The organism is Pararhizobium sp. PWRC1-1 (assembly GCF_049897905.1).
Taxonomy (GTDB): Bacteria; Pseudomonadota; Alphaproteobacteria; order Rhizobiales; family Rhizobiaceae; genus Pararhizobium.
Genome location: NZ_JAFCXE010000001.1, coordinates 722,841 through 736,897, shown reverse-complemented (window position 1 = coordinate 736,897; position 14,057 = coordinate 722,841). Strand labels below are relative to the sequence as shown.

Annotated in this window: 15 protein-coding genes and 1 pseudogene; 6 read left to right on the top strand and 10 right to left on the bottom strand. The window is 59.5% G+C overall.

The annotated features are described in order from the left end of the window. Positions 1 to 278: 278 nt before the first annotated feature. A complete protein-coding gene (locus tag ACP7E0_RS03540; protein ID WP_426122994.1) occupies positions 279 to 662 on the top strand; it encodes a DUF4189 domain-containing protein in 384 nt (127 codons plus the stop codon). A 4-nt stretch (positions 663 to 666) separates the two neighbouring features. Here the strand turns inward: ACP7E0_RS03540 and ACP7E0_RS03535 are convergent, their stop codons facing one another. From ACP7E0_RS03535 to ACP7E0_RS03505, 7 genes are all read right to left on the bottom strand, one after another. After that, on the bottom strand, positions 667 to 1,689 hold the full coding sequence (locus ACP7E0_RS03535) for an ABC transporter ATP-binding protein (protein ID WP_426122993.1): 1,023 nt from the start codon (positions 1,687 to 1,689) through the stop codon (positions 667 to 669). Beyond that, positions 1,677 to 3,371 (bottom strand): ABC transporter permease, encoded by a 1,695-nt coding sequence (locus tag ACP7E0_RS03530; protein WP_426122992.1) that lies wholly within the window; start codon positions 3,369 to 3,371, stop codon positions 1,677 to 1,679. Before ACP7E0_RS03530 ends, ACP7E0_RS03535 begins: the two co-directional genes overlap by 13 nt. Positions 3,372 to 3,380: 9 nt before the next feature. After that, complete coding sequence (locus ACP7E0_RS03525; RefSeq protein ID WP_426122990.1) at positions 3,381 to 4,361, bottom strand: ABC transporter substrate-binding protein; 981 nt, start codon at positions 4,359 to 4,361, stop codon at positions 3,381 to 3,383. 227 nt (positions 4,362 to 4,588) lie between these two features. After that, a protein-coding gene (locus ACP7E0_RS03520; RefSeq protein ID WP_426122989.1) for an IS5 family transposase occupies positions 4,589 to 5,349 on the bottom strand; the annotation gives its coding sequence in 2 pieces (ribosomal slippage) (positions 4,589 to 5,022 and positions 5,022 to 5,349; 762 coding nt in all). 322 nt (positions 5,350 to 5,671) lie between these two features. Further along, on the bottom strand, positions 5,672 to 6,904 hold the full coding sequence (arsK, locus tag ACP7E0_RS03515; protein WP_426122987.1) for an arsenite efflux MFS transporter ArsK: 1,233 nt from the start codon (positions 6,902 to 6,904) through the stop codon (positions 5,672 to 5,674). Between the two features lie 18 nt (positions 6,905 to 6,922). Continuing rightward, positions 6,923 to 8,335: an FAD-dependent oxidoreductase gene (locus ACP7E0_RS03510; RefSeq protein WP_426122986.1), complete on the bottom strand. Its 1,413-nt coding sequence runs from the start codon at positions 8,333 to 8,335 to the stop codon at positions 6,923 to 6,925. Between the two features lie 51 nt (positions 8,336 to 8,386). After that, on the bottom strand, positions 8,387 to 8,707 hold the full coding sequence (locus ACP7E0_RS03505) for an ArsR/SmtB family transcription factor (RefSeq protein ID WP_426122985.1): 321 nt from the start codon (positions 8,705 to 8,707) through the stop codon (positions 8,387 to 8,389). A gap of 134 nt (positions 8,708 to 8,841) precedes the next feature. Between ACP7E0_RS03505 and ACP7E0_RS03500 the strand changes: the two genes are divergently transcribed. The 5 genes and pseudogenes from ACP7E0_RS03500 to ACP7E0_RS03480 all read left to right on the top strand — a co-directional run. Further along, on the top strand, positions 8,842 to 9,195 hold the full coding sequence (locus ACP7E0_RS03500; protein WP_426122984.1) for an ArsR/SmtB family transcription factor: 354 nt from the start codon (positions 8,842 to 8,844) through the stop codon (positions 9,193 to 9,195). A gap of 105 nt (positions 9,196 to 9,300) precedes the next feature. Next, positions 9,301 to 9,828 carry an arsenate reductase ArsC gene (locus ACP7E0_RS03495; protein WP_426122983.1) on the top strand — a complete coding sequence of 176 codons (528 nt, stop codon included), beginning with the start codon at positions 9,301 to 9,303 and terminating at the stop codon, positions 9,826 to 9,828. Then, the gene (gene arsB / locus ACP7E0_RS03490; protein WP_426122982.1) at positions 9,828 to 10,901 is read left to right on the top strand and encodes an ACR3 family arsenite efflux transporter; all 1,074 of its coding nucleotides are present in this window, start codon (positions 9,828 to 9,830) and stop codon (positions 10,899 to 10,901) included. The genes ACP7E0_RS03495 and arsB overlap by 1 nt, the downstream gene beginning before the upstream one ends. Then, entirely contained in the window at positions 10,898 to 11,326 is a 429-nt protein-coding gene (arsC, locus tag ACP7E0_RS03485) for an arsenate reductase (glutaredoxin) (protein ID WP_426122980.1), read from the top strand. The genes arsB and arsC overlap by 4 nt, the downstream gene beginning before the upstream one ends. Beyond that, a pseudogene (locus ACP7E0_RS03480) lies at positions 11,301 to 11,573 on the top strand (NADPH-dependent FMN reductase); the annotation flags it as partial. The gene arsC and the pseudogene ACP7E0_RS03480, both read left to right, overlap by 26 nt. A 34-nt stretch (positions 11,574 to 11,607) precedes the next feature. Here ACP7E0_RS03480 and ACP7E0_RS03475 read toward each other — a convergent pair. The 3 genes from ACP7E0_RS03475 to ACP7E0_RS03465 all read right to left on the bottom strand — a co-directional run bounded on the left by ACP7E0_RS03475 (position 11,608) and on the right by ACP7E0_RS03465 (position 14,035). Next, entirely contained in the window at positions 11,608 to 12,048 is a 441-nt protein-coding gene (locus ACP7E0_RS03475; RefSeq protein WP_426122979.1) for a DUF1810 domain-containing protein, read from the bottom strand. A gap of 708 nt (positions 12,049 to 12,756) precedes the next feature. Further along, positions 12,757 to 13,758 (bottom strand): sensor histidine kinase, encoded by a 1,002-nt coding sequence (locus tag ACP7E0_RS03470; protein ID WP_426122977.1) that lies wholly within the window; start codon positions 13,756 to 13,758, stop codon positions 12,757 to 12,759. Positions 13,759 to 13,810: 52 nt separating this feature from the next. After that, positions 13,811 to 14,035, bottom strand: coding sequence for a hypothetical protein (locus ACP7E0_RS03465; RefSeq protein WP_426122976.1), 225 nt, complete (start codon positions 14,033 to 14,035; stop codon positions 13,811 to 13,813). Positions 14,036 to 14,057: the final 22 nt, after the last annotated feature.

Genomic DNA, 14,057 nt, shown 5'->3' with positions numbered 1-14,057 from the left:
CAAAACCTCAAAGGTTCGAGGGTGATTCACACTGTCGCTCATAGGATTCTCCGCATGATTCATGCAGAAAATCGCCGATCAGCAGTCCTAAAGATACGTGGGATGGCCTACGCGCTTACAGTCGAATGCCTTTCTCCGCATCTGATCCCTGCCGCGTAACCGGCTGCGTCGGCGCCATTTTTGGGGTCATCCAATCCTTGCGAATAATCGATCTTGATCGGCCGTTTCACCTTCGCAAGATCAGCCGGACAGATGCACGGCACAGGGAGAAGAACGAAATGTCGAACTGGAAACGCAATGCCAAAGCGGCGATATCGGCTTTGGCTTTCCTCGGCGCCAGCGTCGCGATGGCCCATGCCGACAGTTTCGGGGCGATCTCGCTGTCACCCGAGACGGGGGCCACCGGCTGGTCGCACGACTACAGCTCACGCTGGGAGGCTGAAGAGGTTGCACGGTCGCATTGCGACAGGAATGCCGACGATTGCCGCACCGCCATCTGGTTCAAGAATGGCTGCGGAGCGGTCGCACGCGGGGCAGACGGCGGCTGGGGTGCCAACTGGGCAGCGGGGCGCAGGCAGGCGCAACGCGCAGCACTCGCATCCTGTTCGAATCATTCCGACAGCTGCCGGGTGATCCGCTGGCAATGCTCCGGTGCGAACTGACACTTCAGAGCAGCCACCCCTGGCGGATCACGAACGGCTGCAGAACACCGCAGTCCAGGGAATGCGCGGAATAGGCCTTGAGACCCTGTCCGCCCGCGGTGCGAAGCGACAGGGCAAACCGCTCGCCCTCGAACACGCAGGATGTCACCTGCAGCAGGATGCCTGCGGGATGGGCAATCACGTGTTCGGGGCGCACGAGCACGGGACGGCTCGGCCCATCTGTTTGCCGGAAGGCAATTTCCAGCACTGGCCATGGAACCTGGCGCGGCCCGTGAGCAGGCAGTGGCAGATCAAGAATGGCACCCTGCCCGACCAGCCCGCCGACGACCCGGCCTTCAGGCCGTGCATAAATCTCCTGCGGCGATGCGACTTGCATCAACCGCCCCTCCGACATCACGGCAATGTCGGTCGCCAGTGCCATCGCCTCACCTTGGTCATGGGTGACGTAGATCATCGTCGCTCCGGACCGGGCATGGAACGCGCGAAACGTTTCCTCCATCGCCGACTTCAGGTGACGGTCAAGATTGGCCAGTGGTTCGTCCAGAAGTACCACGTCCGGTGACGTCACGAGGCAGCGGGCTAGCGCCACACGCTGCCTCTGGCCGCCGGAAAGATCGGCGGGACGGCGATCGGCGAATTCTTCGAGTTGGACGACCGAAAGCGCATCCTTGACGCGGCCCTCCCACGCGGCGCCTTTGATGCCACGCACCTTCAGGGGATAGCCGACATTCTCAGCCACAGTCATATGCGGCCAAAGCGCATAGGACTGAAAAACCATCGCCATGTTGCGCTTTTCCGGCGGCAGCGCGCCGCCGGCATCGGCCAGCGTGCGCTCACCCAGCATGATCGACCCATCGCTCGGCTGCTCGAAACCGGCGATCATGCGAAGCACCGTCGTCTTGCCGCAGCCGGATGGTCCGAGCAGCGCCAGGAAGCCGCCTTCGCGCACCGTCAGCGACACGTCGGATACGGCGGCGCGTCCGGTACCAAAATCCTTGCTGAGATGATTGAGGATCAGTTGCGCCATGGCAGCACGCCTATCGGAAGGTGTTTCGCCAGCAGTTCCAAGAGCAGCATCAGGATGACGACCATGATGACAACAAGCACGGACAGCGCGGACGCCAGATCGGAACTGCCGCTGTCGTCGAGATTGAAGATCGCCACCCCGAGCGTCTGGGTGCCCGCCGACCAGAGCAGCGCCGAAACGGTCAATTCGCTGCAGGCGATAAGAAAAACGAGAATGACTGAAGCACCCGCCGCCGGTGCGATGAGCGGAACGAGAATGTCACGCATGCGACGGCCAAAGCCTGCGCCGGAAAGACGGGCTGCTTCTTCCAGCGACGGATCGAGTTGCAGGAAGGCACTTGCCACCGGCTTCAGGCTGATGACAAAGAAACTGGAAAAATAGGCGATCAGGATGATCCAGATCGTCCCGTAGATCGACACGTTCACGAACGGCAACGGTGCTGCAAACAACAGGATGAAAGCGACGGCCAGCACGATGCCCGGAAGCGCATAGGGAATTTCGATCAGGCCGGTGATGATGTTGGCGAGCTTTCCTGGGCGTCGGGTCAGCAGATAGGCGGTGAGAACGGTGAACAGCAGCAGTCCGCAGGCCGTGGTCCCGGCCAGGAACAGCGAATTGGCAAACGCCGTCAACGTGACGGACTGGCGAAACAGGATTTCGCTGTAGGCACCGAGCGACATGGTCTGGAAGTTCAACGGCACGCCATAGGTCGGTACCAGCGAACTGGCGGCGAGAGCCGCCAGTGGTGCAACGAGAACAAAGAACAGCACCAGCGAAAACCCCGCCTCGGCGATCAGGCCCCAGGGGCCGAGCGAAAAGGCCGCATTTTGTCCCGACAGCCCGATAATGCGGTAATCCCTGCCCCTCAGCGCCCTTTGCTGGATCACAAGGCCAAGCCCGGCGATGACGGCGATCACCATCGAAAGCTGTGACATCTCGGCAAACGTACCCGCGCCAAAACTTGAAAGGCGGCTGTAGATCAGCGTCGGCAAAACAAAGATCGACGCGGGGATTCCGAGAATGGCCGGAATGCCGAAATTACCGACGCCGGAAACGAAGGCAATCGCCGCACCGGCGATCAGGCCCGGCACCGCCAGCGGAAAAATGATATCGCGAAAAACCCGCATCGGTGCGGCACCGGCCAGACGCGCCGCCTCGACACCATCGCGCGGCAAGGAAGCAAGACCGGCCTTCAGCGCCAGATACACCAGCGGTGCGTGCTGGACACCCAAAAGCAGCGCGATACCAGCAAGCGAATAGAGCGGCTGTGGACTGCCGAGCGGCGGCGCGAGGCCGAGCGTCTTCAACAAAGGGCTGGCCGGACCCGACATCTGCACCCAGGCCAGCGCCGTCACCTGCGGCGGGATCATCATCGGCAGCACGAAGGCGAAGCTGAAAAAGCCTTTTGCGCGGATATCGGTGAGCGTCACGACAAAGGCAAAGGTTGCGCCGAGCAGAACGGAAATCACCATTCCTGCGGTCGCGGTCATCAGCGTGTTGCGGATGGCAAACCAGGTGGAAGGCTCCGAGAAGAGGCCGGTGGCACCGCCCTCAAGCGAAAATCGCAATCCCGCATACAGCAGCCGTGCGAGCGGCAGCCCGCTCAGCAGGCAGACGGCGATGATGACGAAAGGAAGCAGCCAGGCGGGCTGGCTGCTTCGATTGGCAGAAAGTCTGGGCATGGCAACCGATCAGTTGGTACCGAAGATGCCGGAGAACGTCTTCAGATCGCCTTCGGAGTTCTTGACGGCTGCGGCCGCATCGATCGGCAGAACCTTGATGCTGTCACGCGCCGGAAAACCTTCCGGAAGGGCTACGCCATTGCGGGCCGGAATGTAGCCGAGCTTGACGGAAACCTGCTGGCCCTGTTCGGACAAAAGGAAATCGACGAATTTCTTCGCCGTATCGACGTTCTTGGCAGTCTTCAGGATGGCTACCGGTTCGGTCACCGCGCTGACACCCTCGGCCGGGAAGACGAACTCGACCGGTGCACCCTTGGCCTTTTCGCGGATCGCCATGAAATCGACGACCATGCCATAGGCCTTTTCGCCGGTGGCAACCGCCTTCAGCACGCCGCCATTACCGCCCGAAGCCGTCGCACCGTTTTCGGCCAGAGACTTGTAGTAGTCCCAGCCGAAACCATCGATGCCGGTCAGTGTCTGCGCGTGGATCAGCGCGGCACCCGAGGTCAGCGGGCTCGGCATCGTCACCAAGCCCTTGGCTTCCGGCTTGGTCAGATCCTTCCAGCCTGTCGGCTTCATCGTGGCGGAGGTGTTGTAGATGATGCCGGTGGTGATCATCTTGGTGGAATAGTAGGCACCATCGGCATCGAAGAGCGCTGCGTCGTATTTGGCAGCCTCCGGCGACTTGTAAGCCAAGAGCTGGCCGGCTTCCTTCATCCGCTGCAGCGTCACGGTGTCGGCGATCAGCAGAACGTCGGCGACCGGATTGCCGGCCTCGATCTCGGCCATCAGCTTGGCCATGATCTTGGTGGTGCCATCGCGCACCCACTCGACATCCACGCCCGGATTGGCGGCCTTGAAGGCATCGACGGTCGCCTGCGCGTCTTCGTTCGGCTGGCTGGTATAGAGCACCAGGTTTTCGGCATGCGCCGAAACGGCGATCAGGCTGGCGGCAACAAGTGCGGTAAACGCACCAAGCAACGTCTTCATCGTTCTTCATCCCAAGTGAACAGATGGACCGATGGATAGTGGCGGCAATTGACAGGCATATGACACTGCCGGCGCAGCACGCCGAGAATAAACAGTGTCGGACAAAACAATTGCGATTCAGCCAACTAAATGAAATCACATGTTCCCACTAAATTGTTCGATTCTTCAGTGGGCTCTAGCACCGATTTGTTGGGCTTGGCCGCTCGTACCCTAGGAAGTGTGGACAGTTATTTGAGCCATAGTATTGTTGCTGCCAGAGCGATCATCGCTCGATAGTTTCGGGCGGTTTTCTCGTATCGGGTGGCTATGCGCCGAAATTGTTTGAGCTTGGCGAAGCAGCACTCGATCAGATGCCGCTGGGCGTAGAGCTGTTTATCGAGCGGATATTTCCGGGCGCGAGACGGATTGTTTGGGATGACGGCTTTCGCGCCTTTGCCGGTGATCGTCTTGCGGAACCGGTCACTGTCGTAGGCTGTATCGGCCATGACGACCTCGGCTGGAAGCTCTTCGATCAAGGCATCGGCTTGCGGTGCATCGCCTTTCTGACCAGCGGTGAGCACGAAGCGCACAGGGCATCCCAGACCACGCACCGCCAGATGGATTTTGGTGCTCAGGCCACCGCGAGAGCGGCCAAGGGCTTGATCTTCAGCCCCTTTTTTGCACCGGAGGCGTGTTGGTGAGCGCGAATGATAGTGCTATCGACGATCAGGTATTCGAAGTCGGTATCATCCGACATCGCCTCGAAGAGACGCCACCAGACCCCCTTTTGGCTCCAGCGGCTGAAGCGGCGAAAGACGCTGTTCCAATCACCGAACACATCCGGAAGATCACGCCAGGGCGAGCCTGTTCGCACGATCCACAGCACCGCTTCAACGAACATGCGATTGTCACGGCCTGAAGAACCGCGTGTGCGATCGTCACCGATAATGTGTCGCGACATCCGCTCCCATTGATCATCACGAAGAATCAAACGGTCGAGAACACCCATGACGGTCTCCAAAAGACAGCCTTGAATCATATCTGCGCTAATTTGGGAATCCTAAGAGTCCACACTTCCTAGAGCTTTAAAGCAAGTTCCCATCGCGTCACGCTCCCGCACCGATGGACGCGAAGGGACAGGTTGAATACCCGCATCCAAAATCGCGGAGAAATTTACAGCCACAAGCGATCTCTTCTTCTGCTCGATACCGCCCAAGGCGGCGCTGGTGAGCGCCTCTATAGACGCCTGGGATGGCAAGAAATGGGTGTGGTTCCGCACCATTTCGTTGACCCGTGGGGCAGTCCGACGGCCTCGGTGTACATGATGCGCTTTATCGAGTGACGGTACCGTCGCCCGAATAGCGGCTGCCGAGTTCCAACCTGACACCGCGCCTGAGAACCAAAGGGATCGCGAGAAAAGCAGCCGCTCCAATGAGAGCGATACAGGCCACGACCCACAACGACGGAACGACCCCCATTTCCGCCATCGACGCCGACATTGCGAACGGCGCTGTTGCCGACGTGAACTGCTTTGCAGACGTGCACCATCCAAGCCGTCTACCGTAGCCCGCCTTGCCGAATAGTTCCAAAGGAAGCGTTCCCGCGACGATGCTCGTCAGGCCAGACCCCAGTCCTGTGAGGAGCGCGAACAGAACTGCACCCACCATCCAGGGCGACGTCGGCAGTAGAACCATCAGGCCTGCGGGAAGCAAGAGAGCTGCAATTACCGCCAACCAGGTCTGCGAAAGCCCGCCCCCGAACAACAGGTTTATGAAACGACTGGCGACCTGCGCCGGCCCGAACAGAGCGGCGACGTAGAGGCCAAACCCGCCGAGGCCGAGTGCCAGCGTCAGCGGGACCATATGAACCAGCACCGCAGACAGCGCATATCCTTCGACCGCAAATCCGATGAGCATCAAGGCGAATACAAGTTGCCCTGCCCGCCCCCGAGCGGCCGAGATCGGTTCGCTTACCGCTGCCGTGACAGCGACGTCGACGGCAGTGTTTCCCCGGGACAGCCTGGCGAGCCAGAGATGGATCGGAACACAGACCAAAACGTTCAGCAACACATAGAGCAGGAAGACCTGACGCCATGTCATCCATTCGTGTAGCCATGATGTGAGGGGCCAGAACAGGGTCGAAGCAAAACCTGCGATCAGAGTGAGGTGGACGATCGATTTTTGCGCAGAGCCTCCTCCCAGCTGGACGATGGCAACGAACGCAGTGCTGTAGAGGACCGTGGCAGAGACAACCTGCATCAGGGCAAGCGCAAGGAAAAAGGTGATCGGACCAGGTGCTAAGGCGGTCAGAAGGAGCGAAACGGCCGCGGCGGCAGACCCTGCCGCCATCAGCCTGCCGGCACCAATGTGGTCCGCCAGCCGTCCGGCGGTGGGTGCGGCCAAGCTACCCGTCAGGAGGGATGCGGAAAACGCACCGAATACCCATTGTTCGGTCCAGCCGAACTCGCGGGCGATATCCGGCACGAGGATGCTGAAGGCGTAGTACAGCGTGCCGTAGCCGACAATCTGCGTCAGCCCCAGTCCCCAGATAGCAGACGCGGGCATTCTCCGGTCATCCATGTTTCAAGCGCCTTCTGTCACACGAATGGACCTGTCTATTTCGGGACCACATCCGCATCCCGCCTGGCCTCCAACCTTGGCGACGGCGTCAGCAACACAGCATGCGTCAACCGTCGCGGGGGCAGGACCGCCGCAGCAGGCGCTCGACGGCTTGCCGCCAGGATCGGCGCTACACACGCCTGTCTCAGGAAGCACAAGCTGCACTTGGCGCGCGGCAACATGGTCCCCCGCGATTTCAGCCACGACCGAGCGAACCTGTTCATAGCCAGTCTTCATCAGGAAGGTCGGCGCGCGACCATATGACTTCGAGCCGACGATGAAGAAGTCCTTCTCGGGGTGCTTGAGTTCCTCGACACCATGAGGCGGCACGGTCCCACAGGAATGGAAGTTGGGGTCAATGAGCGGTGCCAAAGCTGGCGGAGCTTCGACGGTGGGGTCGATGTCGACCCTCAGTTCGCGCAGGAACGAGAAATCCGCCCGAAACCCCGTGGTCACCACCACGCGATTGACTTCGACGTCTCGCGGTGTACCGTTAACAATCGAACTGACCACAAGGCGGTCCCCGTCGCGCACGATGGTTCGTGCCGAGAACGATGTCAGCATCTGCAGCCGCCCGTCGTCCATAGCCTTTTTGGCGGCGAGGCCAAGCGCGCCGCGTTCCGGCAACTGATCATTCAGGCCGCCGCCGAGAAGCCGCTCGACGCCGTGGTGGCGGAGCGCCCACAGGACTTCGGTCTTCGGGTCCGATGCTTGAAGCTCCATGAGCGCCAACGCGACGTTGATCGCCGAATGTCCGCTACCGACCACCAATGTCCGTTTACCCAGATAGTCGGCACGACGGGAGCCGATGACATCGGGAATCCCATAGGAGACGAGGTCGGATGACGTGACCTCGCCAGGCACCGCAAGGCCATTGAGGCCGATCGGATTGGGTTGGCTCCACGTGCCGCTGGCATCGATGACGGCCTGGACGACGACGTCATGTTCTCCTTCCGCATCGGCATATCGGACCACGAACGGAGTATTATCCCTCTTGTCGGAGGAAACCTTGTCGAGGCCATCGCGGGCGACCGCCAACACCGTCGCGCCCAGTTTCAGACCGGAAGCGATCTCTGCCACTGATGCCAGCGGCAGAAGGTAGTCCTCGACGATCTCGCGACCGTTCGGCAGGTAGTCAGGCGCAGGTGCTTTCCAGCCGCCGCGCTCGAGCAGCGCGCAGGCCGCATCATCGATGTTGTATTTCCATGGAGAGAAAACCCGTACATGCCCCCAGGAGAGCAAGGCGGAGCCAACGCTTTCGCCCTTCTCGAAGACAATCGGGTGGAGATTTCGGGCGACGAGGTGCGCGGCGGCGGCAAGTCCGACTGGTCCTGCTCCGATGACTGCGACGGGCAATTCATTCTTCGATATCATCATGCATTCCTTCGGTATTTCCAGAATGATAGAACTTTAAAGTCAAAAAAAGGGTCAGGCAGCGACCTCGTCCGCCTTCGCCACACACTTGGCATCCGCGCAGCATTCGTTCACGAGGTAGCCGATGAGCGTATTCATGTTGCCATAGTTGGCCGTGCAGATGAGCGTGGTCGCCTGCCGTTCCTGTATGACCAGGCCCGTATCGACGAGCTTCTTCAGGTGATGGGAGAGCGTCGAAGCCGCGATGTCGATCTTCTCCTGAAGTCGACCGACAGGCATGCCCTCTTCACCCGCTCGAACCAGTGCACGGTAAATCCGCAGGCGGGTTACGTTGCCGAGCGCTTCAAGCTGGGATGCTGCTTTTTCGATAATCATGGAAATAAGTTAACGCCTCTTTCGGCTACGGGTCAACAGTGTATTTCGACTATCTTCGAATTACAGGAGACGGGGAAATGAAAACAACTCCGCCGGAATGTTGACAACATCATCATTTCCACTATTCTCGACACATGGATACAAATGACGCTATCGCGGCGCTGGCCGCCCTCGCCCAGTCAACAAGGCTCGACACCTTTCGTCTACTGGTTAAGAACGAACCCGATGGAGTGCCTGCGGGCGACCTGGCTCGCGCTCTGAACGTGCCGCACAACACGATGTCATCGCACCTCGCGACGCTATCGCGCGCCGGACTGATCAAGAGTGAACGCCAGAGTCGATCGATCATCTACAGGGCAGATGTCGATGTCCTTCGCGACCTCACGCTATTCCTTGTCAAGGATTGCTGCGGCGGTAGCCCTGAACTCTGCGGCCCGCTGATCGCAGACCTGACGCCTTGTTGCACTCCAGAACCGCTACGGTCGTGAGCCACAGGTCCCACTTTCCACTCACCAGCGTCGGGGTATCTCCCCGTCACAGGCGAACATGATGAAACTCGTCAACCCTCCGATCTAACCAACGGACAACGCGCCATGACCGATAAGACCTACAACGTGCTGTTCCTCTGCACGGGCAACTCCGCACGCTCTATTCTCGCCGAATCCATCCTCAACCAGGAAGGCAAAGGACGCTTCCGCGCCTTCTCCGCGGGCAGCTATCCCAAGGGCGAGGTGAACCCTCACGCTCTCAAGGAACTGGCCGCCCTCGGCTATCCGACTACGGGCTTCTCGTCGAAAAGCTGGGATGTCTTCGCAGGACCAGAAGCGCCGCAGATGGACTTCATCTTCACCGTCTGCGACAGCGCCGCCGGCGAAGCCTGCCCCGTCTGGCTGGGCCATCCGATGACCGCCCACTGGGGTGTCGAAGACCCGGCAGCTGTTGAAGGCACCGAAATAGAGGTGCAACGCGCCTTCGCCCAGGCCGCGCGTTTTCTCAAGAATCGCATATCCGCATTTCTCAGCCTGCCGCTTTCATCGATCGACAAGCTGGCCCTCGAACAGCACCTTCGCCAGATCGGCAAGATGGCTGGCTCCACAACTCCCCACGGGAAGGCAAGCTGATGTCCGCGTTTGAACGATACCTTACCATATGGGTCTTCCTCTGCATCGTCGTCGGGATCGCACTCGGCCATCTGATGCCGGGCGTGTTCCAGGTGATCGGCGCGGCCGAGGTCGCCAAGGTGAACATTCCCGTTGCCATCCTGATCTGGCTGATGGTTATCCCGATGCTCCTCAAAATCGATTTCGGATCGCTGTCCAAGGTAGGAAGATACTGGCGTGGGATTGGCGTAACCCTGTTTATCAACTGGGCGGTCAAGCCGTTTTCCATGGCCCTCCTCGGCTGGCTGTTCATTGGCTGGCTCTTCAGGCCCTTGCTGCCAGCCGGCCAGATCGATTCCTACATAGCTGGCCTGATCATCCTCGCCGCCGCCCCGTGCACCGCAATGGTTTTCGTCTGGTCGAACCTGACGAAAGGCGAGCCTCACTTCACATTGAGCCAGGTCGCGCTCAACGACGCGATCATGATCGTCGCCTTCGCCCCGATCGTCGGCCTTCTCCTCGGCCTTTCGGCGATCACGGTGCCATGGGATACGTTAATGATCTCGGTGGCGCTCTACATCCTGATCCCGGTGGTCATCGCCCAGGTTTTGCGAGGCAGGCTAACGGCAGGCGGAAAGACAGCGACCCTCGACGGCCTCTTGGCCAAGCTCCAGCCGTTGTCCCTCGTTGCCCTGCTGGCGACGTTGATCCTGCTGTTCGGCTTTCAAGGTGAGCAGATCATCGCACAGCCTACCATCATCGCATTGCTGGCCGTCCCGATCCTGATCCAGGTCTACTTCAACTCGGGCCTCGCCTACGTCCTCAACCGCATGTCAGGCGAACAGCACTGCGTCGCTGGCCCGTCGGCGCTCATCGGAGCGAGCAACTTCTTCGAGCTTGCAGTCGCCGCTGCCATCAGCCTGTTCGGCTTCCAGTCCGGAGCGGCGCTTGCCACTGTCGTCGGGGTCCTCATTGAGGTTCCGGTGATGCTCTCGGTCGTCTGGATCGTGAACCGTTCCAAGGGCTGGTACGAGAGCAGCCCTTCCGTTGCCAGAAATACCGTCACTCCAGACATCGCCACCGAAAGGGCATGACCATGGACGTTACCATCTACCATAACCCAGACTGCGGCACGTCGCGCAACACCCTCGAGATGATCCGAAACGCTGGCATCGAACCGACGGTGATCGAGTATCTGAAGGAACCGCCGTCGCGTGATACTCTCGTGAGGATGATCAACGACGCCGGAATGTCGGTCCGCGAAGCCATCCGTGAAAAGGGCACGCCCTATTCCGATCTCGGCCTCGATAACAAGGCCCTCTCTGACGAACAGCTTCTCGACGCCATGTTGGAGCATCCGATCCTGATTAACCGTCCCTTCGTCGTGACACCCTTGGGCACCCGTCTCAGCCGTCCGTCTGAGGTCGTCCTCCATATCCTGCCGGATACACACAAGGGCGCATTTGCGAAGGAGGACGGCGAGCAGGTCCTCGATGCGGAAGGAAACCGTATTGTCTGAGCTTTCTGCGGCTAGCCTCCGCCACCTCCGCGTGCCTGATGTCGAAGCAATTCGTCCGGCGTTTTCGACGCACAAGCCACGCATCCTCGTTCTATATGGGTCGTTGCGCGAGGTCTCGTACAGCCGCCTCCTCGCCCACGAGGCCCGTCGTCTGCTCGAGCATTTCGGTTGTGAAGTTCGTCTATTCGATCCAAGGGGCCTCCCGCTCCCGGATGAAGCCCCGCCGGGCCACCCAAAGGTTCGGGACGAGACCAGTACCCGCAAGTATGGGGACGACGACTTCAGTTGCGCGCTGTGGCCTTCAACAGGAGTTCCAGCGTCCGCGCATCGGCTTTACCGCCAAAGTAGCGCTCGATCGCTGTCCGGAACGGCCCGGGGTCGTTGGCCGTCTCTCGAAACAGCGTCATCGACGAGTGTAGCTTCAGATCGTCGGGCGAGCCGAATATCTCATGGGCGGTGCGATTGCGCGCGGCGTTAATCGTGCGTGTACACTGGACAAGGCGGTCGCCGAGCAACGGGTGGGCAAGATAAGCATAGGCCTCGTCCAGCCCGGAAATGGCAAACCGGATCGCGGTTGGAGAATGGCCGAGGCCAGCGAGCTGCGGGAAGATGAACCACATCCAGTGGCTTTGTTTGCGTCCCTGCTCTAGCTCGCGAAGGGCAGTGTCATAGACGGATGCCTGCGCGTCGATGAAGCGTAAGAGGTGGTAGGGGTCGCTCATGGCTGTACTCCAAGCCCGAGAATGAGCCTTGCGGTGCTACGGCGCGGTCCGCAGATATTACCACTTCTGATGTGTATGTCAGAGAGTTGAATCAAGGAATCATCCAAGTGCATCGCGACCCGCAGCTTGTTTAGCCACCAAAAGCCTTCCGCGTTCAGCGAAGCCGACGGAATCGCTTCTTGGAAAGCTATAGTTTCATAAAGCGCGATCTACTCCTGAAGCCCGACGCAAACCGCCGCCATTGTCGTCCTCGTCTAGCTTGGCGTCGTTTCTGGCACTGAGACGCTTATCGGTTGAAGGGGAACGGCCGAATGCTTTAAGCCGTGGCTTGTATTGCTCGCGTAAGGTTCTCAACCTTGCCACCTGGCTCCACGAAAAGCAGCGGACCGGACACCACTGGTGGGCGTCAAAATTCTTGATCGTGGAGTTGAAAAGCTTATCGGGACCTCTAGCTCTTGAGCATTCTGAAATGGCATCGGGAATGATGGATATGACGGAACAAAAGAAACCCCGCAGACCCAGGGGATCATCTCCCCATGGAGATATTGCCACATCGAAGGCGGTGGCGACGGAATTGATCGCAACCCAACTCGAGGCTCGGAACAATAAAACTGCACGGCTGCGGGCATTGCGTCTTGGGCAGCCCACAAAAATCGATGAATTGCACCGTAAGGGCGATCCCACCGAAGAGTAGCGATCCGGCGGGGCCTACAGTGACAGACGGTTCCCGTTGAGACGCAGGGTTATCAGCGCGCCACTGCTCGACCATTCGTAGGTTATCGTGCCCCCGAGATGCCCGGACATGGTGCGGTCCAAAAGCTTGCTGCCATAACCGCTTTTACCTTCCGGGGCGCTGACTTCGGGTCCACCTTGCTCAGTCCACACGACCTGCACGTCTTCGCCAATCATAATGCCAGAGACGTCCAAAGTTCCTTCCCGGACAGAGAGCGCGCCGTATTTCAACGAGTTGGTGGCGAGTTCGTGGATTACAAGCGCTAATCCCGTGGCCGCGCCTTCTCCCACACCCATCCGCGGGACGGCAACCCGGATGCGGCCTGCGAAGGCCGCCTCGTCATCGTAAGGAGCGAGCAGTACTGTAAAGAGATCGCCGAGTAACGCGGCGTTTCCCTGCTTGCCAGGGAGTGGCCGAACCAGGTCGTGAGCGCGCCCGAGCGCTGTAAGACGCTGCGTCAGTTTCGTTGCCATGTCGTCGATCGACTTCGACGATCGTGAAGTGATCTGCGTCAAACCCGCCGCTATCGCCAGCAGGTTTTTGACCCGGTGGCTCATTTCGCCTGCCAGCAGTTCATGCCCCTCTTCGGCTTGCTTTCGTCCTGTGACGTCCAGAAAAATACCCGTCATGGCTCGTTGCGCAATATCGGCATCGTTTCCTTGACCACGGGCGGAAACCCACCTGACGTCAGGACCAACCATTATTCGGAAGTCTATTTCGTAGGGACCGACCACCGCGCGTGTGGCTGAGAACGCCGCCCTTACACGATCACGGTCCGCAGGATGAATTTTCTCCGACAGATGTTCGAACGTAAGCGGCTTTTCCCTCGTCACGTCCCAAAGCTTGTAACCCTGCTTGTCCATCACAAGCATGTCGGTGTCGACGTTCCAGGACCACAACGCCACTCCGGCTGCCTCAATCGCACGTCGAAGCTGCTCTGGTCTCCATTCGGGATGATCAATATCCTTGTCGGTCACGTTACCTCGGCCCTTTTATCGAGATCAGAAGGGTGAAAAGCGCGCTTTCGGATTAGGCCTTCTTAGCACGCTTCGTCGTCGGAGCTTGGATAGCGTCAGCACGTTCCTGTTCTTCTTTGGCAAGTCGGGCTTCACGCAGTCGTGCTGTCTTTGCCTCTCGGGCATCAATGATCGATTCCAATTCTTCGACGGCGTGACCGCGCGCGAAGAATTGCGACTGAGAATGACTAAACGCGATTTCAGCCTGCTGCCGTGAGTGCAAGATGGTGTGAGTCATGAACTATACCTTAAAAACTTCG